The 25,101-nt window shown below is 66.7% G+C and carries 25 protein-coding genes; 14 read left to right on the top strand and 11 right to left on the bottom strand.

Annotated elements, in window-relative coordinates; genetic code table 11:
• Positions 1 to 49: 49 nt before the first annotated feature.
• Together ACWEH3_RS06570 and ACWEH3_RS06575 are read right to left on the bottom strand one after the other, a co-directional pair.
• Positions 50 to 418: a DUF1304 domain-containing protein gene (locus ACWEH3_RS06570; RefSeq protein ID WP_450019199.1), complete on the bottom strand. Its 369-nt coding sequence runs from the start codon at positions 416 to 418 to the stop codon at positions 50 to 52.
• Positions 419 to 511: 93 nt separating this feature from the next.
• Entirely contained in the window at positions 512 to 1,327 is an 816-nt protein-coding gene (locus ACWEH3_RS06575; protein ID WP_450019201.1) for an amidohydrolase family protein, read from the bottom strand.
• Positions 1,328 to 1,606: 279 nt separating this feature from the next.
• Here ACWEH3_RS06575 and ACWEH3_RS06580 point away from each other — a divergent pair, with 279 nt between their 5' ends.
• Positions 1,607 to 5,029 carry a protein kinase domain-containing protein gene (locus ACWEH3_RS06580; RefSeq protein ID WP_450019203.1) on the top strand — a complete coding sequence of 1,141 codons (3,423 nt, stop codon included), beginning with the start codon at positions 1,607 to 1,609 and terminating at the stop codon, positions 5,027 to 5,029.
• A gap of 114 nt (positions 5,030 to 5,143) precedes the next feature.
• Here the strand turns inward: ACWEH3_RS06580 and ACWEH3_RS06585 are convergent, their stop codons facing one another.
• The 3 genes from ACWEH3_RS06585 to ACWEH3_RS06595 all read right to left on the bottom strand — a co-directional run bounded on the left by ACWEH3_RS06585 (position 5,144) and on the right by ACWEH3_RS06595 (position 8,629).
• Positions 5,144 to 6,421: a diguanylate cyclase domain-containing protein gene (locus tag ACWEH3_RS06585; protein ID WP_450019205.1), complete on the bottom strand. Its 1,278-nt coding sequence runs from the start codon at positions 6,419 to 6,421 to the stop codon at positions 5,144 to 5,146.
• A gap of 115 nt (positions 6,422 to 6,536) precedes the next feature.
• A complete protein-coding gene (locus ACWEH3_RS06590) occupies positions 6,537 to 7,652 on the bottom strand; it encodes a terpene synthase family protein (protein WP_450019207.1) in 1,116 nt (371 codons plus the stop codon).
• 305 nt (positions 7,653 to 7,957) lie between these two features.
• Entirely contained in the window at positions 7,958 to 8,629 is a 672-nt protein-coding gene (locus ACWEH3_RS06595; protein WP_450019282.1) for a PAS and ANTAR domain-containing protein, read from the bottom strand.
• 574 nt (positions 8,630 to 9,203) lie between these two features.
• Between ACWEH3_RS06595 and ACWEH3_RS06600 the strand changes: the two genes are divergently transcribed.
• From ACWEH3_RS06600 to ACWEH3_RS06610, 3 genes are all read left to right on the top strand, one after another.
• Positions 9,204 to 10,073: a helix-turn-helix domain-containing protein gene (locus tag ACWEH3_RS06600; protein WP_450019209.1), complete on the top strand. Its 870-nt coding sequence runs from the start codon at positions 9,204 to 9,206 to the stop codon at positions 10,071 to 10,073.
• A 102-nt stretch (positions 10,074 to 10,175) separates the two neighbouring features.
• Positions 10,176 to 11,564: an APC family permease gene (locus tag ACWEH3_RS06605; RefSeq protein ID WP_450019211.1), complete on the top strand. Its 1,389-nt coding sequence runs from the start codon at positions 10,176 to 10,178 to the stop codon at positions 11,562 to 11,564.
• Between the two features lie 92 nt (positions 11,565 to 11,656).
• On the top strand, positions 11,657 to 12,154 hold the full coding sequence (locus ACWEH3_RS06610) for a hypothetical protein (RefSeq protein WP_450019213.1): 498 nt from the start codon (positions 11,657 to 11,659) through the stop codon (positions 12,152 to 12,154).
• Here ACWEH3_RS06610 and ACWEH3_RS06615 read toward each other — a convergent pair whose 3' ends face one another.
• From ACWEH3_RS06615 to ACWEH3_RS06625, 3 genes are all read right to left on the bottom strand, one after another.
• Positions 12,155 to 12,598, bottom strand: a complete 444-nt coding sequence (locus ACWEH3_RS06615) for a DUF4254 domain-containing protein (protein WP_356961367.1) — start codon at positions 12,596 to 12,598, stop codon at positions 12,155 to 12,157. It lies immediately after the preceding gene.
• Between the two features lie 270 nt (positions 12,599 to 12,868).
• On the bottom strand, positions 12,869 to 13,807 hold the full coding sequence (locus ACWEH3_RS06620; RefSeq protein ID WP_450019215.1) for a phosphotransferase: 939 nt from the start codon (positions 13,805 to 13,807) through the stop codon (positions 12,869 to 12,871).
• A gap of 349 nt (positions 13,808 to 14,156) precedes the next feature.
• Positions 14,157 to 14,915, bottom strand: a complete 759-nt coding sequence (locus tag ACWEH3_RS06625; RefSeq protein ID WP_450019217.1) for an SDR family oxidoreductase — start codon at positions 14,913 to 14,915, stop codon at positions 14,157 to 14,159.
• A 69-nt stretch (positions 14,916 to 14,984) separates the two neighbouring features.
• Here ACWEH3_RS06625 and ACWEH3_RS06630 point away from each other — a divergent pair, with 69 nt between their 5' ends.
• From ACWEH3_RS06630 to ACWEH3_RS06640, 3 genes are all read left to right on the top strand, one after another.
• Entirely contained in the window at positions 14,985 to 15,335 is a 351-nt protein-coding gene (locus ACWEH3_RS06630; RefSeq protein WP_450019219.1) for a winged helix-turn-helix transcriptional regulator, read from the top strand.
• A 191-nt stretch (positions 15,336 to 15,526) separates the two neighbouring features.
• Complete coding sequence (locus ACWEH3_RS06635) at positions 15,527 to 16,585, top strand: DNA polymerase III subunit beta family protein (RefSeq protein WP_450019221.1); 1,059 nt, start codon at positions 15,527 to 15,529, stop codon at positions 16,583 to 16,585.
• Positions 16,586 to 16,832: 247 nt separating this feature from the next.
• Positions 16,833 to 17,333, top strand: coding sequence for a hypothetical protein (locus ACWEH3_RS06640; RefSeq protein ID WP_450019223.1), 501 nt, complete (start codon positions 16,833 to 16,835; stop codon positions 17,331 to 17,333).
• 48 nt (positions 17,334 to 17,381) lie between these two features.
• Here the strand turns inward: ACWEH3_RS06640 and ACWEH3_RS06645 are convergent, their stop codons facing one another.
• On the bottom strand, positions 17,382 to 18,728 hold the full coding sequence (locus tag ACWEH3_RS06645) for a TIGR03118 family protein (protein ID WP_450019225.1): 1,347 nt from the start codon (positions 18,726 to 18,728) through the stop codon (positions 17,382 to 17,384).
• 107 nt (positions 18,729 to 18,835) lie between these two features.
• Here ACWEH3_RS06645 and ACWEH3_RS06650 point away from each other — a divergent pair, with 107 nt between their 5' ends.
• Positions 18,836 to 19,342, top strand: a complete 507-nt coding sequence (locus tag ACWEH3_RS06650) for a peroxynitrite isomerase (protein ID WP_412805199.1) — start codon at positions 18,836 to 18,838, stop codon at positions 19,340 to 19,342.
• On the opposite strand, the gene ACWEH3_RS06655 is transcribed toward ACWEH3_RS06650, so the two are convergent.
• The gene (locus ACWEH3_RS06655; protein ID WP_450019227.1) at positions 19,331 to 19,777 is read right to left on the bottom strand and encodes a DUF4254 domain-containing protein; all 447 of its coding nucleotides are present in this window, start codon (positions 19,775 to 19,777) and stop codon (positions 19,331 to 19,333) included. The genes ACWEH3_RS06650 and ACWEH3_RS06655 overlap by 12 nt on opposite strands.
• Positions 19,774 to 20,130 (bottom strand): DNA-directed RNA polymerase subunit beta, encoded by a 357-nt coding sequence (locus ACWEH3_RS06660; protein WP_450019229.1) that lies wholly within the window; start codon positions 20,128 to 20,130, stop codon positions 19,774 to 19,776. Before ACWEH3_RS06660 ends, ACWEH3_RS06655 begins: the two co-directional genes overlap by 4 nt.
• Before the next feature lie 354 nt (positions 20,131 to 20,484).
• On the opposite strand from ACWEH3_RS06660, the gene ACWEH3_RS06665 reads away from it, so the two are divergent.
• The 6 genes from ACWEH3_RS06665 (at position 20,485) to ACWEH3_RS06690 (ending at position 24,908) form a co-directional block, all read left to right on the top strand.
• Entirely contained in the window at positions 20,485 to 21,366 is an 882-nt protein-coding gene (locus ACWEH3_RS06665) for a helix-turn-helix domain-containing protein (protein WP_450019231.1), read from the top strand.
• Positions 21,363 to 21,575, top strand: coding sequence for a DUF397 domain-containing protein (locus ACWEH3_RS06670; protein WP_450019233.1), 213 nt, complete (start codon positions 21,363 to 21,365; stop codon positions 21,573 to 21,575). Before ACWEH3_RS06665 ends, ACWEH3_RS06670 begins: the two co-directional genes overlap by 4 nt.
• A 207-nt stretch (positions 21,576 to 21,782) precedes the next feature.
• The gene (locus tag ACWEH3_RS06675) at positions 21,783 to 22,349 is read left to right on the top strand and encodes a DUF3558 domain-containing protein (RefSeq protein WP_450019235.1); all 567 of its coding nucleotides are present in this window, start codon (positions 21,783 to 21,785) and stop codon (positions 22,347 to 22,349) included.
• A 42-nt stretch (positions 22,350 to 22,391) separates the two neighbouring features.
• Positions 22,392 to 22,871: a hypothetical protein gene (locus tag ACWEH3_RS06680; RefSeq protein ID WP_450019237.1), complete on the top strand. Its 480-nt coding sequence runs from the start codon at positions 22,392 to 22,394 to the stop codon at positions 22,869 to 22,871.
• Positions 22,868 to 24,034 carry a WXG100 family type VII secretion target gene (locus ACWEH3_RS06685; protein WP_450019239.1) on the top strand — a complete coding sequence of 389 codons (1,167 nt, stop codon included), beginning with the start codon at positions 22,868 to 22,870 and terminating at the stop codon, positions 24,032 to 24,034. The genes ACWEH3_RS06680 and ACWEH3_RS06685 overlap by 4 nt, the downstream gene beginning before the upstream one ends.
• A 97-nt stretch (positions 24,035 to 24,131) precedes the next feature.
• Positions 24,132 to 24,908, top strand: coding sequence for an ESX secretion-associated protein EspG (locus tag ACWEH3_RS06690; RefSeq protein ID WP_450019241.1), 777 nt, complete (start codon positions 24,132 to 24,134; stop codon positions 24,906 to 24,908).
• The last annotated feature ends 193 nt before the right edge of the window (positions 24,909 to 25,101 follow it).

Below are 25,101 nucleotides of genomic sequence, written 5' to 3' on the forward strand. Positions count from 1 at the left end.
CACCGATCCTCAGCCGCTCGCCGACTACGCGGCCACGTTCACAGCTGGGTCACGGCGGCGAGCAAGTCAGCGCCGGCAACGCGCCCTGCACCACCGCGCCCCTGGCGAACCGGCGGTCGTGCGCCACCAGCACCACCGCGGCGGCCAGCATCGACCCGCACCCGGCGAGCACCAGTGCCCATCCCGCCGCGGGCACCGTCCGCAGGATGGCCACGCCGACCAGTGTCGTCACCGCGAGAAACAGGTTGTAGAAACCCTGATTGAACGCCCACGGCCGGGCCGCGGGCAGTTCGGCTCCGGAAACCCGGAATACCCCCTGGTACACCTTGGGGTCGCCGAACCGCACGGACTCCATGACGAAGATGCCGACATGGAGTAAGGCGGCCGCGACAGCGAACACCTGCACAACCCAGAGCATTCGACCTCCTCACGATGCGCGCCGGGGAATCCTATGGCCCCCAGCCGCGGAACGCCGCGCAACACACCGCCGACACGCCGCCGCGCTAGTCGGTCAACCGGCCAGTCCGAAAACGCGTCGGGCATTGCCGCCCAGGTACAGTTCGCGAGTCTCCTCGTCCAGGCCGAGCGCGGCGACGCCGTCGAGCGCGTGCTGCGGGAAGATCATCGGATAATTCGTACCGAACAACACCTTGCGGCGGCCGCTACCGGACTTCAGGTACGACACCAGTTCCGCGGGAAGGCGTTTCGTCGTGTACGCCGAGGTGTCGATGACGACGTTCTCGTGCTTGCGCGCGACCGCGATCATCTCCTCGGTCCACGGATAGCCGATATGCCCGCAGACGATCGTCAGCTCCGGGAAGTCGAGCGCGACCTGATCGATGTACGGGATGGGGCGCCCGGTTTCCGACGGCCGCAACGGTCCCGTGTGCCCTACCTGCGTGCAGAACGGGATTCCGGCATCGACGCACGCGGCGAACAACGGATAGAAGCGCCGATCGGTCGGCGGCACTTCCCACAGCCACGGGAGCACCCGCAGCCCCTTGAAGCCCTGGTCCACGCGGCGCCGCAGTTCCCGTACCGCGTCCATCGGCCTGCGCAGATCCACCGACGCGATAGGGAGCAGGCGCTCCGGCGCCTCGGCCACCCAGGCCGCGACCTCGTCGTTGGAGATGAGGACGCCTTCCGGCGCGTGCCACGCCGAGATGAGCGCTCGGTCGACGCCTGCGGCATCCATCGCGTCGAGAGTGAACGACAGCGGGATCTCGTCGGTCGGTATCACGGCCCCGGTCCACCGCCGCAGCGAGGCGAACATGTCGTGGGCGAGGAATCGCCGAGTCGGATGCTGCGCCCAGACATCGATGGTCATGCGCGGATTCTGACATACGTCATAGCGCCTCGGACACACCCGCAATGACGTGTGCCACGGAAAGGTACTTTCGCGGCAAATGGTGCGAGACAGCGACTTCCATCGCGACGGACAGATATTGCCGAGTCGCGTCAGCCACACCACGCCCGCCCCCGAAACCGGCGATAATACCCTTCTCACCTCATGGTCTATATCAGGCGTAATAACCAGGGAAAGGGTTCGCTGGGCATAAACTGGGTATCTACCGCAGGACCACAGACAGCCGACAAGAGCAGGGCCATGGCAGGTTCGGACCCGTTCGCGACACAGCACGATCGACCTCCAGGTATCGAGCGGGAACTGGAGGGCGCGGGTCTCGACGACCCCGAAGTGATCGGCAAAGGCGGGTTCGGCGTCGTCTACCGCTGCAGGCAGCGGGCGTTGAACCGCAGCGTCGCGGTCAAGGTCCTCACCGCCCGGCCGGATCTGGAGCCGGAGAACGTCGAGCGATTCCTGCGCGAGCAGCAGGCCATGGGCGCCCTGTCCGGGCATCCGAACATCGTGCCGATCCTCCAAGTGGGCACCACCCGCAGCGGACGCCCTTACTTGGTGATGCCGTATCACTCGCACGGTTCGCTGGAGAACCGTATCCGCCGGGAAGGCTTTCTGCCGTTGCCCGAGGCGATCGGGATCACCGTCAAGCTGGCTGGCGCTCTGGAGACCGCGCACCGGGCCGGGATCTTGCACCGCGACATCAAACCGGGGAACGTCCTGCTCACCGACTACGGCGAGCCGCAACTGACCGATTTCGGGATCGCCCGCGTCGAAGGCGGATTCGAGACCACAACGGGAGTGGTGACCGGCTCGCCCGCGTTCACCGCCCCGGAGGTGCTGCGCTCCGGCGTTCCATCCGTCGCCTCGGACGTCTACGGGCTCGGCGCGACGCTGTTCGCCATGATCACCGGCCACGCGGCCTACGAGCGGCGTTCCGGCGAGCAGATCGTCGCGCAGTTCCTGCGCATCTCCGCCGATCCGCTGCCGGACCTGCGGCTCGACGGCATCCCCGACGAGGTCGCGGCCGCCATCGAGGCCAGCATGGCGCACAATCCCGCGGATCGGCCGCCCTCGGCCGCCGCCTTCGGCGAGATGTTGCGCGAGATCCAGCGCGGCAACGACATGCCGGTCGAGCACATGACGCTGCCCACCGGCGAGCAGCCCGCGCCCGAAGACCTCAGTACGCGGCCGCTCACCGCCACCGCGCGTTTTCCCACTCCTCACCCCAAGACGCCGCCGACACCCGAGACCAAGTTCCGCCCGGCGATGTCCACTCGGCCACTGGTCCAGCGCGAACGCCTGATCGACGCGTTGCAGACCGAGCCGCGGCCCCGCCTCGCCGTCATCCACGCCCCGGCCGGGTTCGGCAAGAGCACGCTCGCGGCCCAGTGGGCCAAGCGTCTCGCCGACACCGAGAAAGTGGCGGTGGCCTGGTTGAACGTCGACCGCGACGACAACAACGTGGTGTGGTTGCTGACCCATCTGATCGAGGCGTTCAACCGCGTGAGCCCCGCACTGGCGCCCGGCCTGGCCCCGGTCCTCGAAGAGGGCGACACCAGCGCAGCGCGCTACGTGCTCACCACGCTGATCAACGCCATCGACGAACGCGACGAGCGGTTCGCGCTGGTGATCGACGACTGGGACCGGATCACCGACCCCGCCGCGGTCGATGCCCTGCTCTACCTGATCGACCAGGGGCCGCGGCACCTGCAGATCATCCTGACCAGCCGATCGCTGGAGGGCCTGCCGCTGGGCACCCTGCGCGTTCGTCACCAACTCGTCGAAATCGACGCCGCCGCACTGCGTTTCGACGCCGCGGAGGCGCAGGCCTTCCTCACCGAGCAGACCGGTCTCACCCTGGCCGACACCGAGAGCGCCGAGCTGCGCGACTACACCGAGGGCTGGGCGGCGGCCTTGCAGCTGGCCTCGCTGTCGCTGCGTGAGCACCCCGATCCGGCCTCGCTGATCGCTCACCTGTCCGGGCGTCATCACGCCATCGCGGAGTACCTGGCCGAGAACGTGCTCGACACCGTCGAGCCCGAACTGCGCGAGGTCCTGCTCGCCACCTCGCTTCCCGAACGGATCTCCGGCAGCCTCGCCACGGCGCTGACCGGCGAACCGCACGGGCAGGCCCTCCTGGAGAACCTCGAACGCCGTAACCTGTTCCTGCGCCGCGTCGACGAGGGCGGCGAATGGTTCCGCTACCACCATCTGTTCGCGGAGTTCCTGCGCCAGCGACTGGAACGCGACCATCCCGAACGCGTGCGCGAACTGCACTGCAAGGCGGCCTCGTGGTTCGGCGACAACAGGATGCTCAGCGAGGCCATCGACCACGCGCTGGCCGCCGACGACGGCGACATGGCCGTCGACCTCCTCGAGGCGAAATCCCGCGCTCTGGTGCAGGACGGGCAGCTCGCCACGTTCCTGGGACTGCTCGACAAGCTCCCGCCCGCCATCGCCGCCTCCCGCCCGATGCTCCAAGTCGGTGTCGCCTGGACGCACGCGCTGCTGCGGCGGCCCACCGAACTGCATGCCGCGTTACGGCTGGTGCGGGCATCGCTGGAGAACGACCCCGCCGCCGATCCCGATGTCGCGCTCGAAGCCGACCTCATCGAGAGCGTGGAGCGCGCCTTCGGCGACCACCCGGAAGGACTGGACGCCGTGGTCGGCAAATGCCTGAGCCGGGCCGACACGTTGGGACCGTGGGCGCTGTGCGCGGCCGCCAACCTGGCCGCGTTCTCCGCGATCAGCAAGTTCGACTACGAGCGGGCACGGGAGTGGAACGACTGGGCCACCCCCTTCTATCGGAAGAACCGCAGCACGTTCACCTTGATGTACAGCCACTGCCTGGTCGGCATCGCGGCCAGGGAACAACTCGACATCGCCACGGCGGAACACAGCTTCCGTACGGCGGTCGAGATATCCACCACCTCGTCGGGCCCGCGGTCCTATGCCGCTCGCCTGGCCGGCGCCCTGCTCGGCGAGCTGCTCTACGAACGCGACCAGGTCGCCGCGGCCGAGCGCCTGCTGGACGAAGCGGGCAGGCTCGGCACCGAGGGCGGCCCGGTCGACCTGCTGATGGCCAACTACGCCACCGGCGCGCGGATCAAAGCCCTGCGCGGTGACCTGGCCGCCGCCGCGCGACGGCTGGACGAAGGCGCCGAGGTCGCGCGGGCCATGAAGCTGCCGCGCCTGGCCACCCGCGTGGCCAACGAGCAGGTCCGGCTGGGCCTGACGGCCACCTACGTCACCGAACCGCCGGCCGGAGAGGGCGGTATCGCCACGATGGCCGCGGAAATGCGTGAGGACTCCGCTATCCGCATGCTGCTGCGTTCGGGAGCCGCCAAAAGGGTGACCGCCGCGTCCGCGCGCGCCCGTCAGCTGCGGGATTCCATCGACCCCGATCGACGTCCCCGCGCCGCGGCCCAGGCATCGCTGCTGCTCGCCTCTTGCCTCGCGGCGGCGGGAAAGACCGAAGCGGCCAAGGACGAGCTGGCCCCGGTGGTGGTCCGGTACGCCGATGCCGGTCTCATCCGGCCGCTGCTCGACGAGGGACCCTGGATCATGTCGTTGCTGCACAGCTTGGACTACGACCTGCGCGAAGGCCTCTGGGACGAGGAACGACCGATGATCCCGCCCGCGTTCCTGCGCAGGTTGCTGGCCCGCTGAGCGCCTCGGCCGCCTGCGCCGCCACCCGCCGCGATACCTCTGCTCGAACGCGGACGCCGACCATCGCTCGTCCGCGACACTTACGCGCCGACGGCGGTCGATCGCTTCCGCCGCTCACAACACCGGTTGCGGACCGAGCGAAGTATCGGTGTCCAGAATGTGCAACACCCACCGGCCCTTGCCGTCGGCCTTCGCCCGGTAGAGGCCGGTGTCGGCCGCGTCGAGCAGCGATTCGGCGTCCGCGCCCGCGACCGCGGTGACGACCGCGCCGATGCTGATCGACATGCGTAGTCGCCGGTCACCGGCCGTGATCGGGTCGACCAGCGCCTCGAGCAGGCTGTTCGCCACGGTGGCCACCCGGTGATCGCTGGCGGGCGGCGGGATCAGCGCGACGAACTCGTCCCCGCCGATGCGGGCGACCAGACACCCGGATCCGCGCACACTGTCCTGCAGGCGTCCGGCGACCGCGGTCAATATCTGGTCGCCCGTGCCATGGCCGTAGCGGTCGTTGATGTGCTTGAAGCGGTCGATGTCGACGAAACACAAACCCGCCCGATCGCCGTTGCGCGCCTCGTCGATCATCGCGTCGATCCGTTCGATGAGATGCCGCCGGTTCGGCAGTCCGGTGAGCGGATCGTGCCGGGCCTGCCGGTGCAGTTCCTCGCGCATCCGGTGCTGTTCGGTGACGTCTTCGCCGACCGCGAGCAGGTAATCGCTCTGCCCCTCCGCGCCCTTGACGAAGGTGATGGCGAACGACGCCCACCCGTAGCTGTCGTCGGCGCGCCGGATGCGCTGTTCCAGTTTCACCGTGCCCGCACCGGCCGGGACCAGTTTCTCGTACACCAGCGTGCGGATGCCCTCGCGGTCGTTGGGGTGCGCGAAGTCGTAGACCGACACCCCGCGCAAGCTTTCCACCGGGACTCCGATCATCTCGGCCAGACCCCGGTTGACATCCAGCAACGTACCGTCGGTGTCACCGATGGCGATCGCGATCGCCGCATTGTCGAACACCACACGGAACCGCTCGTCATCGGATCGGTGCGCGTCCTCGTTGGCGCGCCGCTGCGCTTCGTATCCCTGACCGACCTCCGCGAGCAGCGCCGCGAGCCGCCGGCCGGCCTCCGGGGCCGTCGCCTGTTCGGCCAGCCCGTACAGGACCTGGGCCGACGTACTGGGTACGGCCGGGTCGTCCAGCCCCGCGCAGGCCAGCGACGCGCCGACACGCCTGCCGACGCTCGCGTCGAAGGGTTCGGCTTCCAAGCCGGAAGCCAGCTCCTCGACCATTCCGAGGAGCGCGAGCTCGGAGTCCGGTACAGACGCGGACCCACCGGCGACGGCCTGCAGAGCGCGCCACCACATGTTCGCCATCCTGGCGAGTTCGATCTGTTCCACCGCAACCCCCTCACCATTCAGGCCGGAGATAGCCCCCGACGCATCGTATCCACACATGTTCGAGACCGTCGAGTACTGCCGCCTGGAAGCATTCCCAGGAATGGCGAGAGTGGAGCTATAACTGCAACCCGTTCTCCCGGAAGATCGACGCCCCCTTGTACCGCAGAGTCTTCACCTGCCAGACCCAGGTCGCCTGGACGCAGGCGATCAGATCGGCGAGGTGGGTCGCGACGGTGGACGCCAAGGCAGCGTTCGCGGCTGCCAGCCGGTCGCATCGTTCGGTGGCGACCGCGCACAGTTCCCGGAACTCGGCCAGGCGCGCGCGCACGATCTCGGTGGCGCCCTGCACGGCGTCCTCCAGCGAGTATCCGGGGTGGTTCAGCAACACGGCGGGGATCAAGTTGAAATCCGCCAGATCGACGATGCACTCCTTTTCGAAGGAGAACACGTCGTTCATCAACGCGCCGATCTCGACGGTCAGCACCCGCAGTCGGAGGAGGTCCCCGGCCAGCCCCGTCCGCCGGATCAGCTCCCAGGGCAGATAGTCGTCCCGGCCGAACTCGCACAGCGCGATCGCCGGATACATACCCGAGACCTGAGCCCGCAGATCGATGTACTCCGCGACGCTGAGCAACCCACCGCGCGCCCGGGCGTTCTGGTCCTGGATCGCGGGCCGCAGGTGCGCGACGGTGGCTTCGATGAACCGATCGAGCCAGTCCGCGTCCGCGCGGGCGGACAGCATCGCGAGGAACGCCGAGGTCGAGGTCTCCACCGGGGTGGCGTCCGCCGGTGCCGACCCCGTGCACAAGAGCGCGCACAGCCGATCGATCGCCACCCGCGCCTGTCGCTGTTCGTCGTCGCCGAGGTGCCCGAACTTCTCCCGGCCGACAGTGTCGTTGAGCCAGAACAGGATCGCGTTGTACAGGCCGATGATCGTCATCCGCTCGGCGCTGACGGCGCCGGGGTGCAGATAGGGCGTCATGCTGTTGTAGTGCGGGCCCGCGCGCTCGAGCCAGATGCCGTGCTCGCGGCAGAAACGTTCCACCTCCGCACAGGCTTGCTCCCCGAACCGGTTGGGCCGGAAGTCGCGGCAGTAGTCGATGATGTCCCAGTCGGGTGTGCCGAACATCGCGCGCAACGACCACTGCCGCCCGGTCCGCAGCAACATCTCGTGTTGCCCGCGCATGTCGACGATTTCCCGCTCGAGTGCCGATGTGTACTCACTGACCACAACGACTCCCTCCCACTATGGTTACTTCTAATGAATTGTCTCCGACTTATCGGTAGTGGGACCGGTCGAAGGGCGAAGATCACGCAACACCCGCGCCCTGAATGAGCTTGGCGCATCGGTTATTTGACGGCGACACCGCGGCAAACGGCGAGTTCGGTCCGCGATGCGGCGCCACGGCGCGACAGTCGGCATGACGCATGGAGGCAAGCGGCCGGTTCGGGACGCGCAGGATGCTCCGGCGCCGATGTCGCCAGACGCGATCTCCCGTAGGGCCGCCTATCGGGTGTCGGTCACCGGTACGGCGCTCACTTCGACGCCAGGACGTCGTGCATGGTCAGCAGCAGATGGTCGAAGCGCGCCCGTTGCGCCGCAGGACCGCCGCCCATCGCGGGAACCTCGCCGACCAGTTGTTGCGCCAGGGTCCGCAACTTGATGTTGGTTTCCTGGGAGCGCCATTGCAGCACCCGGAAGGCCTGTTCGGCGTTGATGCCGTAGACCACCATGAGCACGCCCTTGGCCTGCTCGATCACCGCCCGTGATTGCACCAGTTCGGGCAGCGTGTCGTCGAGGATCTCCTGCCGGTTCTCCTCGAGCGTGCCGGACACGTCGATGAAATAGCCCGCGGTGCCGACCACCGAGTCCTGGTCGTCGAGCATGCGATCGGCGACGACGATGACGTGATGGGTGCGCCCGGCGGTGTCGATGACGCGGTGACGTCCGCAGAACGGCTCACCGGTTCGCACGGCGGTGGCGATGGACTCGGCGACCAGAGCGCGGTCGTCGGGATGCTTGTGCGCCAGCAACAGCTCCGTACTGGGTAGCGCACTCCCCTCGGTGTAGCCGTATATCGCGGCGGCCGCGTCCGACCATTCCCATCGCTGATCCTCGAACCAGAAGCGGAAGCTGCCCACGCTCTGCGGCGTGCCCGCGATGACGCTCTCGATCGCGGAGGCGCTTCTCAGCGCGAGGTCGTCCATCCTCGTCACGCGGTCATTATCCATCGGCGCCCGAGGGCCACGGCCGGGAACACGAGATGAAACCAAATTGTGGCAAACTCTCGGCATCATCAAGAAAATGCCTTCTAGCCCGGCACTATGGGCTTGATGCATATAAACGAATGCACTGGCAATTAATCCGCAATGGACGTGATGCCGGGCGGTCAGCGCTATTGCCCACGCCCCGAGCCGGAATCCACACGGGCCGAGTTGCGTCGCCCAGGCGCGGCAGCCGGGCCTCTCCCGGCCCGCACGGACGCGCGGGGTCGTCCGGCGATCACGTTCGAGCGTGGCGCTCCCACCGCCCGGAAAGCGGCTCCGCACAGTTCGGCGAGTATCGACACACCCCCGCAACCGAGCGGTCGGTCCGGTTCGCCCCGCGATATCGCCCAGCGGCCGTAAATGCACGCGAAAACACCGACCATAACGTGCATCACGGGAGGTAGTCTCTGTTGCTGTGCCCACACCAGGCACAGATCCGCTGGACGCAGGCCGCATTCGAGGTCGAACATCAGAACACGTTCCAGCAAGTGCGCACACCGAAGGGGTTGGACTGATGGCAGGCAAGCGCACCGTACTGACCGTCCGGTTGCGGCGGCTGGCGGCGATGCTGCACGAGATGCGCGAGAACGCTCAGCTCAGCAAGGAAGAGGTCAGCGCGAAGACCGGGATCAACGTCACCACGCTGTACCGGATCGAGACCGCGCAGGCGCGGCCGCAGCGGCGCACCCTCATGGCGATGCTCGACCTCTACCGCATCGGCGACGAGCAGCGCGAGGACGCGCTGGAGCTGCTGTCCGACGCGCTGAAGCCCGGCATGTCACGCGCCTACGAGGGCAGCGTGTCGGAGGTCTACGCCGCCTACATCAATTTCGAGTCCGAGGCGTTGTCCGCGCGGCACTACCAAACCTCTTTCATTCCAGGTCTTTTGCAGACCTACGAGTACGCCACCGCCGTGATAGACACCTCCATGCCGAAGCTGGAGGCGTCGGTCATGGAGAGCAGGGCGAAGGCAAGGATGGATCGCGCCGTCAACCTGACCAAGGACGACCCGCTCGAACTCTGGGTCGTCCTGGACGAGGCCGCCATCCGCCGCACCGTCGGCGGGCCCGCGGTGATGCGGGGGCAGCTCGAGCGACTGCTGCAAGAGATCAAGCGCAAGAACGTGATCCTGCAGATCATGCCGTTCGACGCGGGCGCGCACCCCGGCATGGCGGGTTCGTTCACCTTGCTGGACTTCCCCGACCCCGCCGATCCCGAGCTGGTCTATGTGGAGGGCATCGCGGGTGACGAGCTGATCGAGGGCCACTCCGAGATCCGTCGCTTCGGCGTGATCTTCGATCAGCTGCGCGCCATGGCGCTGAGCCCGCGCGACTCCGCGGCCATGATCGTGGAGGCCGCGGGGCAGATGGATCGGGAGGGATAGCAGCCCGCCCCTGGCAGGTGAAATCCAGGCGAAACACGGCCCGGTGCACGACTATTCCGTATCGGAATGGGTACCCTCGCCCTACTGCCGAGGGGAGGACGCATGTCCGAAGTCACAGCCGATCCGACGTCCGACTCCGGGCCCGAACTCAAACGGGTAATGGGGCCGGGATTGCTCTTGCTGTTCGTCGTCGGCGATATCCTCGGTACCGGTATCTACGCGCTCACCGGCAAGGTGGCCAACGAAGTCGGCGGGGCGGTCTGGGTGCCCTTCCTGGTGGCGTTCCTGGTCGCGCTCATCACCGGTCTCAGCTATCTGGAGCTGGTCACCAAATACCCACACGCCGCGGGTGCGGCCCTCTACACGCACAAAGCGTTCGGCATCCACTTCCTCACGTTCATGGTCGCTTTCGCGGTCATGAGTTCCGGCATCACTTCCGCGGCCACGGCCTCGCGGGCTTTCGCGGCCAACTTCGCCGAGGCCTTCGATCCGGATCTCGGCAGCGGCACCGCGGTGACGGTGATCGCACTGCTGTTCATGGGCGTGGTGGCGGCGATCAACCTGCGCGGGGTGAGCGAGGGCGTGAAGCTCAACGTGGTGCTCACCTGCGTGGAGCTGACCGGTCTGCTGATCGTCATCGGGATCGGCTGCTGGGCATTGGGCGTGGGCGACGGCGACTTCTCCCGCATCGTCGAATTCGATACCGGGGAGCACAACGCGGTCGGCGGCGTCATCGTGGCCACCACGCTCGCGTTCTACGCGATGGTCGGTTTCGAAGACTCGGTGAACATGGCCGAGGAGTGCAAGGAGCCCACCCGGATCTTCCCGAAGGTGCTGCTCGCGGGACTGATCATCACCGGGCTCATCTACGTGCTGGTATCGATCAGCGCGGTCGCGCTCGTACCCGCCGACCAACTCGGGCAGGGCGACACACCACTGCTCAAAGTGGTCCAGGTCGGCGCGCCGAGCTTCCCGACCCACATCTTCGCCTACATCACCATGTTCGCCGTCGCCAATTCGGCGCTGATCAACATGCTGATGGCCAGCCGACTGATCTACGGCATGGCCCGTCAAGGCGTGTTGCCCCGGCCTTTCGGCCGCGTGCACCAGCGGCGCCGGACACCCGTCAACGCCATCGTCTTCACCACGCTGCTCGCGCTGGGATTGATCCTGTTCGTCGGCGAGGTGCCCGAACTCGGTGGCACCACGGCCCTGCTTCTGCTGGCGGTGTTCACGGTGGTCAACGTCGCGGTACTGGTGTTGCGCCGAGACCCTGTGTCGCACAAGCACTTCAAGACGCCGACGCCGCTGCCGGTCGTCGGCGCGCTCAGCTGCGGCTTTCTCGTCACACCCTTCACCGACCGCAATCCGGCGCAGTACGCCATCGCCGGCGTGCTGCTGGCCATCGGGGTCGCGCTGTGGGGCCTGAACTACCTGGCCGTTCGGGCCATGCGGGCACAACCCTTGGACAGCGGGTCATCCGCCGAGTGATCGATCGCGTTGTCGCGCCGCGGATCACCTTTGCCGGTATGCCCGGATTCCGCAGATGACTAGTCGCCGACCGATGGGTAAGGTGGGCGCCGATGACCAGCATGGAAGCCCGTTTCGGCGATGCCACCCGGACCGTGCCCCTCCCGAACCCGTGGAATCTGACCGCTTACCTGGCCGCGGTGGCCGCCCATCGCGGACGCTCGATCAGCCTGCATCCGGTGCCCAAGGCGATGTTGGCGGACACGGGTTGCGGCGGAGGCGGCTTGTGGGTGGCACGCAAGCACGACGACATCATCGTCTACGACGCCGCGGCGACCGGCCGCAACGCCGATCACGTCATCCTGCACGAGATCGGTCACATGCTCTTGGGTCACCACAGAGACCAGGAACGCGGCGATCCGTTGCCGCCCTCGTTGGCCGTCGTCCTGCCCTCGATCTCGCCGCAATCGATCGAACACGTCCTCGGCCGTGCCGATTTCGGCGCCGATCGCGAGCGGGAGGCGGAGGTCTTCGCCGACATGACCATGGTGTACGCGACTCTGCCACGTCGGCGCCGCCGCTCGTTCCGGCTGTTCGGGCGGGGCCGGTAGCTACCAGCGGTCGTAGCGCCCGTCGGGTAGTCGTCTGGCTCCGGCGCGCAGGTCGTCGATGAGATCCTGGTAACCGTCGGCCAATTCGTCGATTCGGACCCACGCGTCGTAGAAGACCGATTCCGGCGCGTGCGCCAGCGCGACGAACGCCTGAGCGGCCAGCATGGCCAGCCGGTCGACGATGTGGCCCACGGTCTCGGCGTGTTCGGGCGCTGCCGGCGGCGGGATCGGCGTCGCCAGGGTGACCCAGCGGTCGATGCCGCGCACGAGTTGCACTCGACGCCGGTCGAGTTTGTCGCACCGGCTCGCTGGAGTGCGTTCGCGTGTCTGGTGCAGCTGAGCCAGTTCTCCGGCCGCTTCCAGCATCGGATGATCCATGTGCGGCAAGCCCCGGAAGGCAGCCAGCAGGAGTTCCTTGCCCGGAATGACCCGGGCCTCGGACACCTGTTCCATTCTCCGGACCCCCATTCCGACCAGCGTGGACGCGTCTCGGTCGCGCCCTCGATGCCTTGCCTCGCCGGTGTCCCGGCACTGCCCGAACATCCACATCTGCCCAGCGTGACCGAGAGTGGCGCGGGTCGCGTCGAATTCGATCACTTCCGCGCACGCGACACGCCCATTGACCGATTTATCCGGTCACGCACCACCCTCCAAAGCTTTGGCAAACATCCAGTGACCTTGCGTTTTTCGACGATAGAGCCATATCTCCTGGGATTATCGCCAGCCGAGACGACACGCCAGCCACGCTCCGGCGAGCCGGGCAAACACCGACTGATGCTCACGCAACCGCGGCGAACGCGGCGGTCCCGGCTTCCGGCAAGCCGCCGCCCAATACCCCGCAAGCGCGCAGACGAAAGCGTCGACCGCCACGGGGTCCGCATCGCGAGTCACCGGATGGCTGGCGATGATCGGATCCGGATCCACACCGGCGGCCGCGATCGACGGCGCGAGCGCGACGAGGTCGATCCACGCGGCGCCCCGGCAGGCCCACGCCCAATCGACCGCCAGCACCGCACCGTCGGCCCGCCGCACCATGTTGTCCGGCCGAAGATCGGTGTGCAGCAGGGTGTCTCCTACCGCGGCCGTCGGCCACGCGGCTTCCAGCTCGGCCAATTTCGTCAGGTGACGCATGGACCAACCGTCCAAGTCCGCCGGAGGCCCTTCCGTCACGAACGTTCGCCAGCCGGTCAGCTCCGGTCCGTAGGCTTCCACAACCGTCGGCACATCATCCAGTGGGCTCGGAGTCAGCTCCGTCGCCAATCGCGTCACCAGCTCGAGAGTGTCACGCAACTCCCCCGGCTCGCCGAGTCGGGGAAACGCTCCCTCGACATCGTCGAAAACCGCGACGAACCACCCCGCGATCTCCGTCGCGAACCGGCATCGCGGTGCGGGCACCGTCGCCGGGAGCCGAGCCGCGATCCGCGCTTCCTGCCGATACATCACCGCGAGACCGTCTTCCGCCTCGATCGCTTTCACGAAGGCAGCGCCACCGCCGACGGTGCGCAAGCGCGCTGCCACCCCGTGACTGAACCCTCCGCGCTGGTCCTCGGCAGTGTGGACGGCGTCTCCGAGCACGCGCGCTACTTCCGCTCGCACCGGCTCCGGCACCTCGGCCCATCCGATCCGCAGAGCAGTGCCCAAGTAATCCACCATCATTCGATCGTCCAAGCCGCACCGGGAACTCACCACCGAATTACGCGCCCACATGAGCTCGGATCGGCAGTGCACCGCCGCACTTCTTCATGAGGCAAGGCCGAACGCAAGTGCGACCTCGTCACACGTGGGCAAGCGCTTCGACTCCGGGCAATTCAGCTTTCGCGCCGCAGGGCGTCACTCGAGGCGCTGTCGTCGGATGGGGATTGGTGCGAAATTCGAAGCGCGCGTTCCGGAGGTTCGCCCAGCACTACCGGAGCGCTTCTGTCTCCCGTGGCGGGATCGACACGCGGCGTGGCCGGTTGCCGCCAACGGCCGGAGTGCGCCACGCCTGCGGATCGGCATCGTTTCAGGATGTGATCTCTTGCGCGTCGAGGTAATCCAGACCGCCGATGTAGCTGGTGTGGCCGGGGTCGGCGGTGGCGGCGGTGGCATCGGCGACCGCGGTGGCGAACTCCGTGACCGTGGGCAAGTCGCCGTGCTCGCGGCGGGCGGCGACGGCGTCGGGATTTCGGCGTTCCAGCAGTTGGACGATGATCGTGCCATCGATCATGTCGCCGGAGACCACGTGCAGGGCGATGCCCCTGGCATCGAGTTCCGGGATCATGGCGCGCAGCGCGTCCTCGCCTGCGCGCTTGCTGGCGGCGATGGGTTCGTAGTCGGCGGGGACGGGCTTGCGGCCGTGGAAGTGCGCCTGATGGCTGGTCACGAAAACGATCCGCGCACCGGAAGGCATGTGCGGCAGGGCAAGCCGCACGAGCCGTTCCTGCGCGTCATGATTGAGGGCCATGGCGTAGTCGGGCCGGGCATTGCGCTCCAGCCCACCCGACGCGTTCAGCACCAGCACATCGAGACGGCCGAACTCCTCCGCGACCTGGGCGACCAGCGCCCGGGCCGAATCCGCGTCGGCGATGTTGGCGCCCGTAGTGGCCGCACTGCCGCCCGCCTGCCGGATCGACTCCGCCAGCGCGTCGGCCCGCCTGGCCTTCTCCCGGTAGTTGATCACGACGTGGTCGCCGCGCGCCGCGAGCACCCGGGCGGTCTCCGCGCCGATCCCGCGGGAAGCGCCCGTGATCAGAACGATTCGCCGACCGGTCCTCTCGTCCACCGTCTCCCTTTCGGTCCGCCCGGCACCCGGGCCAGTGCTTCTCATTCAGAACCACTATGCTGGTTCTAAATGAGAAGCGCAAACGAACCCAAGCCGCCACGTGGGCGGGACGACCCGGCGAACGCGCCGTTGCTGGCCACGATGGACTTACTCGGCCAACGCTGGATCCTGCGCATCCTGTGGGAATTGGAACCCGACCGCCTCGGCTTCCTCGAACTGCGCCGACGGATGGGCAACTGCTCCTCGAGCATGCTTTCGGTCCGCCTGCAACACCTGCAATCCGCGGGCCTGATCGCGAAGAACCCCGACAAGTCCTATGAACTCACCACCGCGGGCACCGAACTCGGCACGGCGCTCGGATCGGTCTGGGACTGGTCGCGCCGCTGGCGCGTGACCCCCACCGAGGCCGGGGCCGACTGACTCGCGGCGGGCAACACCGACAACCCTGCGAAGTCGCGCACACCGCGCCCTGGCGGGCTACGAGGACCTCGGCTCCTCCCGCAGCTCAGCGGAGTGCGCGTCGTGTTCCGACGGCGGAACACATGGACTGCGGTTCGTTGCCCCGGCCCGGGAGTTGACCTTCGAGTTGGTTGAGGCTCCATGATGGCCGGGTGGTGAGTACGGAGTCGACAGGGTTGATCACGATCGGCGTGCTCGCGCGGGCCAGCGGGCTCACGGCGAGCGCGCTGCGGTTCTACGACGACTGCGGTCTGCTCGTTCCAGCCAGAGTCGATCCACTGACCGGATACCGCTACTACTCCGAGGCGCAGCGGGAGCGGGCGGTGCTCATCCGGCAGCTGCGCTCGATCGATCTGCCGCTGGACACCATCGCGGAGATTCTCGCCGGTGACACCGACCGGGCACGATGCCTGCTCGACCGTCACGTCGCGGAACTGGCGCGGCGAGCGGACGAGGCCGCGCGCGTCGCCGCCGTGGTCGAACAGTCGCTCGGCGGGCACGTGGCGATCGATGCGGCGACGCTCGCCGCGGCGCTCGATCAGGTCCGCACCGCCGTCGCCCGCACCCGCGAGATACCCGTGCTGGCGGGCGTTCTGCTGGAAGCGGGCGCCAACGCGGTAACCCTGACCGCGACCGATCGCTACCGGCTGTCCACGCGCACCGTGGTGGCGAACCGGCAGCACGGCGGCGAGTGGTCCGTGGTACTCGATTCGAACGGACTCGAGTCGATCACCGACCGATTGCGCGGCATGGACGAGGTCGTCGCCGCACCGTCCGGCGGCGGGCTGCTTCTGACCGGAGGCGGCGCGGAACACCGACCGGCCGTCATCGACGCTCCCTTCCCCGACCACCGCGCCTTACTGGCGGGACTGGGACCGGTGCGCACCAGGGCGGTCGTCGCCCGGCATCTGCTGCTGCATCTTCTCGAAAAAACGGACGCATCAGTGCTATTCGCGATTCAGCCGACGGAAATCTCGATATCGGTGTCGGGGGATGTGCACTGCCTGCCCGCCAAGGTCACCGGCTCCGCCGTCACACTGTCGTTCGACCCCGCGACACTGCGGCCCGCCCTCCACACCGCGCTCGGCCCCGATCTCATGCTCGACATCATCGCCGCCGATCAGCCGGTGGTTCTGCGCTCCGCCACCGACGGCGACCTCACCACCCTGGCCATGCCGGTCCGGCCCCCGCACCACAACGCCGCCGAATAAGTCATCCGCGCCGACGGCCATTACTCGCGCAACCGCGTCCCTCCCGCCCCGGCGGACCACGATCCCGAACGCCCATCTCGCGGTCGCAGTTGCCCGCCCGCGGCCACTACTTCCGATCGATCACCCTTCTCGGGATCGCAAGCGCCCGCCACTACTTCCGATCGATCGGCCGCCCGACGCGGAAGCCGGCTATCCGGCCTCGCACACGAAACGATCCGCGTCCATCCCCCACCTGAAGGAGATCCGCATGAACCCGGCCCACGACCACACCATGAACACCATCACCAGCGCTGTAGCGCTCGGCCGCGAGGGCCGCCCGGACGACGCGCGGGAAGCTCTGCTCGCCGTATGGGCCTCGCTCGGCCCACAGGGCGACCCCCTGCACCGGTGCACCCTCGCCCACTACCTGGCCGACTTGTACGACGACGCCGCCGAGGCGCTCACCTGGGACATCCGCGCACTGGACGCCGCCGACAGCCTTTCGGACGCTCGCGCTCGAACCTTCGACGGAGCACTGCGGGTGGCGGCGTTCTACCCGTCGCTGCACCTCAATCTCGCCGACGACTATCGCAGGCTCGGCTCGTTCGACGCCGCACAGCGCGAAATCGATGCCGCTCACACATGTCTGCACACGCTCGGCGACGACGGCTACGGGGCGACGATCCGAACGGCGGTCGACGAAGTCGAGTCGGCTATCCGCGAACGGCGCACCGAACCCAGGGCCTCGGCGCCGACCGGAGGCCGCTGAAGCGCGAGCAGCCCGCACCGATGCGGTGCGGGCTGCCGCGGAGCGCGGCTACTTCAAGCGAAGCTTGCCGAACAGACCGTCCTTCTCGTCGTCGGGTCCCGCGGTGAAGTACAGCGAGTCGGCGTCACCGAGGCTCTCGCCGTTGCCGAACATCAGCGCCCACAGTCCTTCGATGGCGACCGGCTTGCCGTCGGCATCGCGCAGGTAGTCGGCGAACTTGCCGGTGGTGTCGTCGTAGGCCAGCACGTGCCCGGCGCCGCCGAAGTTGCCGACCAGCAGCTTGCCGCTGAGCGGACCGAACCCGTCCGGCGCGATCGTCACCGCCCACGGGGCGTTGAGGCGCTTACCGTCGTCGATGATGCGCACCAGTTTGCCGTTGGCGTCGAACTCGGCGAGCTTGCCCTTGTCCGGCTTGCCGCCCTCTTTGTCCTTGTCCAGCGAGTCCTCCTCACCGGCATCGAACTTGGTCGCGTCCTTCTCGTCCGGCTGGGTGGTGGCATAGGCGACGAAGACCCGGTTGCCGATGGTCGAGACGTTGAACGGCGCGGGATCGCCGGGCTTGGCCTTCTTGCCCTTTTCCGGCGCGGCCGGGTCGATCGCGTCGCCGGTGGCGAACGGGTTGGCGAAGCCGGTGGTCGGGATCAACTGCCAGTTCTTGTCGAACGTCCGCACCTGCGGGTCGGCGCCGAAATCCGCGGCAAGCAGCTTGTCACCGGAGGGAGCCAGCGCGATCCCGAAGAACTGCATCCCCTGCGACTGACCGTCGAAGACCAGGTTGGCGGGGCCGTCGTGGCGCACGATCCGGCCCTCGAAGCCCAGCTCGGTCCAGGCGGAGATCTTGCCCGAGTCGGTCGCGAAGATGAACCGCGCCGAACCGTTCAGCGGCCCGCCTTCCTCCTCCACCGGCTGATCGTGGACGACGAACAGATCGGAGGTGATCGGCGCCGGGTTGAACACCACGCCGGTGGTCTTGCCCGCGCTCTTGTCCGAGGTGTCGGCGTCGGCGCCGGGGATGGTGACGATCTTCAGCGGGTCCTGGAACAGCTTGTGCACTTTGTCGTCCGAGGACTTGGTCACGTCGCCGACGAACTGGAACGACTTGCCGCCCGCGCCGACCCAGAAGTGTCCACCCGCGCCCTTGGGGCGGTTGGCCAGCCCCCAGGCGTTCACCAGGTCGGGGAAAACGAACTGCGCCTTGTACTCCGCGTTGTTGGCCGCGAGATTGGTCTGGACGTATTTGTTTCCGTCGAGCGCGGGCACCTCGTCCGACTTCGAGTCCGAGCAGCCGGCCGCCACGACCAGCGCGACGCCAAGCGCCGACGCGCGCAGCAGACCACTTCGGGTCCGCGACCGGGGCGTACCGCCACGGCGCGACTCATTCCAGCGTCCGTTCAACTTCCTGTTTCCTTTCCGACCACACCACATTGGTGATAAGGCGAAGCTAACCTTAGCCTGAGGCAAATTAGGGAGTACCCGAACGGTTCGACAAGTACGGGTTTAGGCTGTTCGCCGTGGCCGAACCCCAGCCTGCGATTGCCCTGCACCCCGATATCGCTCCGCTCGCTCCACTGCTCGGCACGTGGCGCGGTAATGGGCAGGGTGAATACCCGACCATTCAGCCGTTCGGCTATGTCGAGGAAATCCGGTTCGGCCATCTCGGCCGCCCGTTCCTCACCTACCGGCAGAAGACCCGCGCCACCGACGACGGCAGGCCGCTCCACGCCGAGACTGGCTATCTGCGTTGCCCGCGCCCCGACCGCGTCGAATTGATCCTCGCCCATCCCACCGGCATCACCGAAATCTGCGAGGGCTCGCTCGCCGTCGAGGACGGCACGCTGCGCATGGAATTGGACTCCACCGCCCTCGGCCGCAGCGGCACGGCGAAACTCGTGACCGCCCTCGGCCGGTCGCTGCACCTGTCCGGCGACACCATCGACTACACACTCCGGATGGCGGCGGTCGGCGAACCACTGCAACATCACCTCGCCGCCACTCTGCTACGGAATTGACCCGGGCCGGAAGGTGCTCGGCAACCGGCGCCGCCCACTGCTCAGCTCGCTGACCAGGTCTTCATAAGCGACCGCTGACTCGGCCAGCCGCTCCCACGCGAACCAGAGGTCCCATTCCTGGTCGTCGGCCATGGCGGCGTACGCGCACGCGCTGAGTCGCGCCAGGCGGTCGACCACCGAGCCGAACGATTCGGTGTGCAGATAGGCTCCGCCGCGCGCCGTGGGCAAGCGAACCTCGACCCAGCGGTCGATGTCCCGAATCAACTGGGTTCGGTGCTCATCGCCCCCGCAGCCACATTCCCTGTTCACCCGGATGCGGCGAATATGCAGTTCGGTCAGGGTGCGGGCACGCAGCAGCACCGGATGCCCCGGCGGCGGCGAGTCCTCCCGGCAAGCGTGCAGCAGTTGACTTCGCGTCGGCAGTCCCTCGCTCATACCGCACCCTTCCCGCCGGCGCGGGCCAGCACGCAGTTCACGATCACCATCCCGGAAGGACGAAACGTATCCCGTGGCGCCACCACCCATCGGCGGAATACGCCGTTCGCGTCGACGGGTGAGGGCAGCGCGATTTCACTGCCGAACGGCACGATCGAAACGTCGATCCGGAACAACGCGGCGAACAACCGCACGTCGTCGGGTAGATCCGGCCTGCACAGGAAAGTCCATCGGCGAGAACGGATATGCGCGATCACCGGGCCGATCGCCTGGCCACGGAAAAGCATGTCGTCGCGCACGCGCTGCCCCAACCTGTCTGGCATCGTAATCCCGCCCACCACGCCCGCCTTCACGACGATGCGGCCGATCTCCGGATGTATCCCAGCGGGCAACCCACAGGTGCGGCGGTAAAACGCGCAGCGGGACGCGGGAGTGTCCGCGAATGCCGCATGATTCATTCGCCATCCTCGATTCACATAGTTCGGTACGCGAAATCCCGGTCGCTGGACCTGGAACCGTTGGCGCGGTTAAGGTTTCAGCACTTCTTCGATTGGGCCCGGGCGCGTTCAGTGAAGCACCGGATATCGCTGGGCGGGAATGTTCTCAGTGGTGGAATCGGGCGGAAACGGCCCAGGTTCCAAGGCCCCCCGCCACAAGGTTCCAGTTAGGTACCCGACCAATACTTAGACTACGAAAGGGATTTCGTCGTGAGTTCAACCGGATCCAGTCTCCCCCGCCGCATGCTGGGGCGGCAGCTGCGCGAGCTGCGGATCGAGTCAGGCGTCAGCGCGGAGTACGCCCGCGACGCGATCGACGTGGGCAAGCAGACTCTCTGGCGGATGGAGACCGGGCAACCGGTACGGCTGCATCCGCTGTTCATCGAGCGGCTGTGCCAGGTCTACGGCGCGTCCGAAGAACGCACCGCTATCCTGCTCAACCTGGTCGAGGAGACCAAACACACGGGATGGTGGCATGCATACGGTGACACCATCGCCGCGGAGTTCAGCCTTTTCGTGGAGCTGGAGGCAGTTGCCAAGCGTCTGGTCTCCTACCAGACCACCCTCCTGCCCGGACTCTTGCAAACCGATGAGTATCGACGGGCCCTGATCTGGGTCGACCTTCCCTCCATACCCGGATCTGAAGTCGAACGAAGGATCGAGATGTTCAGGCAGCGAAAGGCTCGCGTGGGCAACGACTCCAACCCTGTACTCGTAGAGGCTGTTGTCGATGAATCCGCACTCCGACGCGCGATCGGCGGTCCTTCAGTCATGGAGCGGCAGCTTCGACATCTGATGAGTGTCGGTGAGCGACCCAATGTTTCAGTGCGAGTGGTCCCCCTGGCAGCGCATGCGTACGCGGGGCTGGGTGCCGGCTCGTTTGTGATGCTCGACTTCCCCAAGCACCCGACCGCCCATCTCACCGAGCCGCCAGTCGTTTACATGCAGGGGCTCACAGGCGACCTGTATCTTGAGAAGCCCGAGGAGATCCGGCGGTATCGCCAGACGTACGCCGGTATCCTGCGATCGGCACTCGACCAGGAGCGAAGCCGGACTCTCATCGACCAGATCGCGAAGGAGTACGCCGAGTGAACGCCAGCCTATCCGATGCCAGCTGGTTCAAGAGCAGCTACAGCAGTGCCGAGAAAGACTGTGTCGAGGTCGCGTTCTTGCGGGGAGGCTCGGTGGGTGTACGCGACTCGAAGAATGCCGCCGGACCGACTCTGGTGTTCAACTCACGCGGGTGGGACTCATTCACCGGACGCATAGCCAGCGGAGAACTAGGCCCATCGCAGTTGTAACCCCGCCGCTCGTCTATGCCCCGGCCTCTTGCTCGCGCGAGGCCGGGCACTCGTTGAACTAGGGTGGATCCCTCGCAGGTGATGCATGTCAGGTCGCTTGCACCCCGGAAACGCCGCCGGTAGCGTCAACATTCACTGCAGGGGGCGGAGGGGCCGGTCCGGCCCTGGAGAGGCCAGGAACAAGACACCGGTGCGCGAGGGGAAGCAATGACATCAGGGCGGAATTTGCGGCGACTGACCGTCCTCGCCGTCGGCACCGCACTCGTTCTGACAGGCTGCGGTCCAACCGATGACGACGCATCGCACAGCGGATCCCCTTCCGCTAGACCAACCCTCGCCCCTGACGTACCTACAGGCTACGACCCGTGCACCGACATTCCGCAGAGTGTCCTCGATTCAGAGAATCTGCGTAGCAAAGATAAACAGGACTCGAACGCGTCAGGGGGAGTCAAGTGGCGTGGTTGCGGATGGGTCCAGACGGACGGATATGCACCCGTAATCAGAACGACAAATATCACCGTCGACATGGTGCGGGACAAGAAGTTTGCAGACACCCACGAGTTTGCCATCAACGGACGCCGTGCGATCTCGACGCGGCAGGTCGAGGAGCACCCCGACGCTGTGTGCACGATAAACGTCGAGATGAAGGGCGGAAGCCTCGAAGTTTTCCTGAGCAACCCTCCGTCGAATCGAAAGACGGGCCAACTCGACACGTGTGCACTCGCGAAGACTCTGGCGGAAAAGGTAGTCCCAACAATACCTGCAACCGCTTGAAAAATGCTGAAGCGATCGTACTCACCGGGAGGGAATTAGCACATGAGCGACGATAACGCGCAGCCGCCTCGGCCGATGGGAAACATCTTGAATGCTGCGCGAGAAGGGCAGCTGGGAATCCAGATGTCCCCAGAGGATTTCGTCTACATCGATCGCGACTGCCAGTATTTTAAAGACGCGATTCGAAAGATTCAGAGGTATATGGATCTTGCGGCAGGGCAATCTCACTGGGGCTTGGGCGAGGGTAACGGCGACATGGTCTCAGCCGGAACCCTGGTCGACAGATTCAAGAAGAAGGCTCGGGGGGCCGAGGACCGCAACAGCGTCCATCAGATCATGGAAGATCACTATCGGATCGTCGAGGACATCCAAGAGGTGCATCGGCTCGCCCGTGATCGAATCATGCAGGTAGACAGCGACTTTGCCGCAGACTTCAACCGGTTGAACACCACCCTACCCGAGCGCCCGCCCGTCGGAGTCCAGTTCTCACCGCCCAGGCTCCCGAATGGAACGGACAAATGAACGGCTACGAGGACAAGCGCATCCCGAACGGTGGTGAGCACCCAGACAGCTGGGAACACTCCCGTATCAACGACACGTTCAAGCCGCTCGACCCCACCGACACGTTCACCCAAGCTGACACGTACTGGCAAGCTCGCAACGAGTGGGAGCGAGGTGTTGAGACTTTCGCGCGCTCCATCCAGACTTCCATTGCGCAAGCCTGGTCCGGCCCCGCAGCGGAGCAGTCCAAGAGCTCCATCGCCAAATACACCAGCGAAGCGCAGAATCTGACGACATCCCTCGAGGAGCTGTACTACCGGGTTCGCGACGCCGCCACCGCGATCACCGATACGAAGAAGGCTGTACCCGACCTCGTCAACATCCCGTTCGAGGATCGCATTTTCAATCCGAGGCGCTGGAACCTGTCGAGCGAACGCTTCTTGGCCGAACAATCCGCGCGCGTCGCGATGCAGGAATACTACGTCCAACCGTTCAGCGAGATGGACGGCAAGATTCCGGTGCTGCCCACGCCGGTCGACCCGACCGCGTCGGTGGACATCCCAGCGCCTCCGCCTGGCGGATACCACAGCGACGACAGCGGCGGCCCTTCGTCGAACGACTCCGGCAACGGTCCTACCAGTACCGATTCCGGCACTCCCGGCGATAAGGACGGCGACGGCAAGCCCGATACGACGAGCACCGAAGAACAGCAGCAGTCCACCGACGAGTCGACCCAGAACCAGCAATCCTCCGACACGACGGCGTCCGATACCACGACCAAGCCCGCAGGCGTGGACCCCACGTCGACGACTCCCGCCTCCACCACGGACCCGACGAAGACCACGTCGACGGGCACCCCGACCCCGCACAGCCCGGGCACACCGGGCAGCCCCGGCACGCCCGGCACAACGAACCAGCCACAACCGGGACGCAGCATCGCGGGCGCACCGGGAACGCCGAACACATCGGTGAATCCGGCAACCGCCGCGCGGACCGCCTCCGGACTGCGAGGCACGAGCGGAACGTCGGGCATGATGCCGCACGGCTCTCGCGGCAGCGGCAAGGACGACGAATCCGAGCACAAGACACCGGACTACCTGATCACCCAGGAGAACACCGACGAGCTGCTCGGCGAGCCCCCGAGAACGCTGCCCGGCGGCGTCATCGGTGGCACCCCCGACTGATCGCCCGCATACTTCTCGACTCGGCGCACGCCCGCATCCACAGGTAGCGGGCGTGCGTGGATAGTGGCCGCTCCGACGTGGCCGGATTGGACCTCACATGGCTGAATGGACCTGGGAAACAGACGATTTCGCCGCTCTCTGGTACGGCGACGCGCACGATCGCATCCCCAGCCCACTGCGCTATACCAGCCGTTTCGCCTTCCGCGACGACTTCGCCGCCCACCGCGCCGGCGTATGGCAGCGCTACTCCGCGGACGAACTAGACGAGATCGCCGCGGCCTTCCGCACCCTCGGCGACTCCGATCTCCGGATCGAAATCCTCGGCGGCACCTGCAAGCACAAGAACAGCACCGGCCCCGACGACATCCGCGAGTACCGGATCCTCGGCGCCCGCGACAGCTACCGCGCCGTCATCCTCAGCCAAGCGGGCAACCAACACGAGCACGGCCCCATCCGCGCCCGCATGTTCCCCGCCGAACAACTCCCGGCACGCCTCGTGAACGCCATCCCCGCCTGCGCCCCCGGAGCGGAGAAACCCGCCACCTTCCACCCCGACGACCTGATCCCCCGCCGTGACACCTACCTCCAAGACAACGCCCGCAACACACCCCGCGAGCAATACCAACGCCTCCTCAGCCGCCCCGTCGACGGCGGCGGCACCGCCGTCCTCATCACCGCCCCCCTGCACACCCACACCAAACCCACCAAAGTCCTCCAGTGGCACGACATCTCCACCGACGGCCGCTACACCGAACACCGCACCGACCACATCACCGTCCGCCCCACCACCCCCACCGACCTGACCACCCACTTCACAACCTGGATCGACCAAGCCCTCCAACGCCTCGCAGCCGCCCGCCCCGAAAGTTGGTAGATACGTGGACAACTCGTTGCGCAGCCGCTTGCCGACGGCCCGGCACGCCCGGTAGTGTCGGGAACCCAATGGGGAGTTCATCGGCCTGTATGAATATGTAGACAGGCTACCGAGAGGGGAGTTTTGGCGAGCATGAATATCGCACCGGTAGAGTTCGCTGGACGGCGACTTTCCGAGTATCAGGCACTGTCGG

It is taken from the genome of Nocardia sp. NPDC004718 (genome assembly GCF_053601535.1).

Coding starts and splice junctions, on each gene's coding strand:
- ACWEH3_RS06570 (WP_450019199.1), bottom strand. CDS start 418: ATGCTCTGGGTTGTGCAGGTGTTCGCTGTCGCGGCCGCCTTACTCCAT.
- ACWEH3_RS06575 (WP_450019201.1), bottom strand. CDS start 1,327: ATGACCATCGATGTCTGGGCGCAGCATCCGACTCGGCGATTCCTCGCC.
- ACWEH3_RS06580 (WP_450019203.1), top strand. CDS start 1,607: ATGGCAGGTTCGGACCCGTTCGCGACACAGCACGATCGACCTCCAGGT.
- ACWEH3_RS06595 (WP_450019282.1), bottom strand. CDS start 8,629: ATGGACGACCTCGCGCTGAGAAGCGCCTCCGCGATCGAGAGCGTCATC.
- ACWEH3_RS06600 (WP_450019209.1), top strand. CDS start 9,204: ATGGCAGGCAAGCGCACCGTACTGACCGTCCGGTTGCGGCGGCTGGCG.
- ACWEH3_RS06605 (WP_450019211.1), top strand. CDS start 10,176: ATGTCCGAAGTCACAGCCGATCCGACGTCCGACTCCGGGCCCGAACTC.
- ACWEH3_RS06610 (WP_450019213.1), top strand. CDS start 11,657: ATGACCAGCATGGAAGCCCGTTTCGGCGATGCCACCCGGACCGTGCCC.
- ACWEH3_RS06620 (WP_450019215.1), bottom strand. CDS start 13,807: ATGGTGGATTACTTGGGCACTGCTCTGCGGATCGGATGGGCCGAGGTG.
- ACWEH3_RS06630 (WP_450019219.1), top strand. CDS start 14,985: ATGAGAAGCGCAAACGAACCCAAGCCGCCACGTGGGCGGGACGACCCG.
- ACWEH3_RS06640 (WP_450019223.1), top strand. CDS start 16,833: ATGAACCCGGCCCACGACCACACCATGAACACCATCACCAGCGCTGTA.
- ACWEH3_RS06655 (WP_450019227.1), bottom strand. CDS start 19,777: ATGAGCGAGGGACTGCCGACGCGAAGTCAACTGCTGCACGCTTGCCGG.
- ACWEH3_RS06675 (WP_450019235.1), top strand. CDS start 21,783: ATGACATCAGGGCGGAATTTGCGGCGACTGACCGTCCTCGCCGTCGGC.
- ACWEH3_RS06680 (WP_450019237.1), top strand. CDS start 22,392: ATGAGCGACGATAACGCGCAGCCGCCTCGGCCGATGGGAAACATCTTG.
- ACWEH3_RS06685 (WP_450019239.1), top strand. CDS start 22,868: ATGAACGGCTACGAGGACAAGCGCATCCCGAACGGTGGTGAGCACCCA.
- ACWEH3_RS06690 (WP_450019241.1), top strand. CDS start 24,132: ATGGCTGAATGGACCTGGGAAACAGACGATTTCGCCGCTCTCTGGTAC.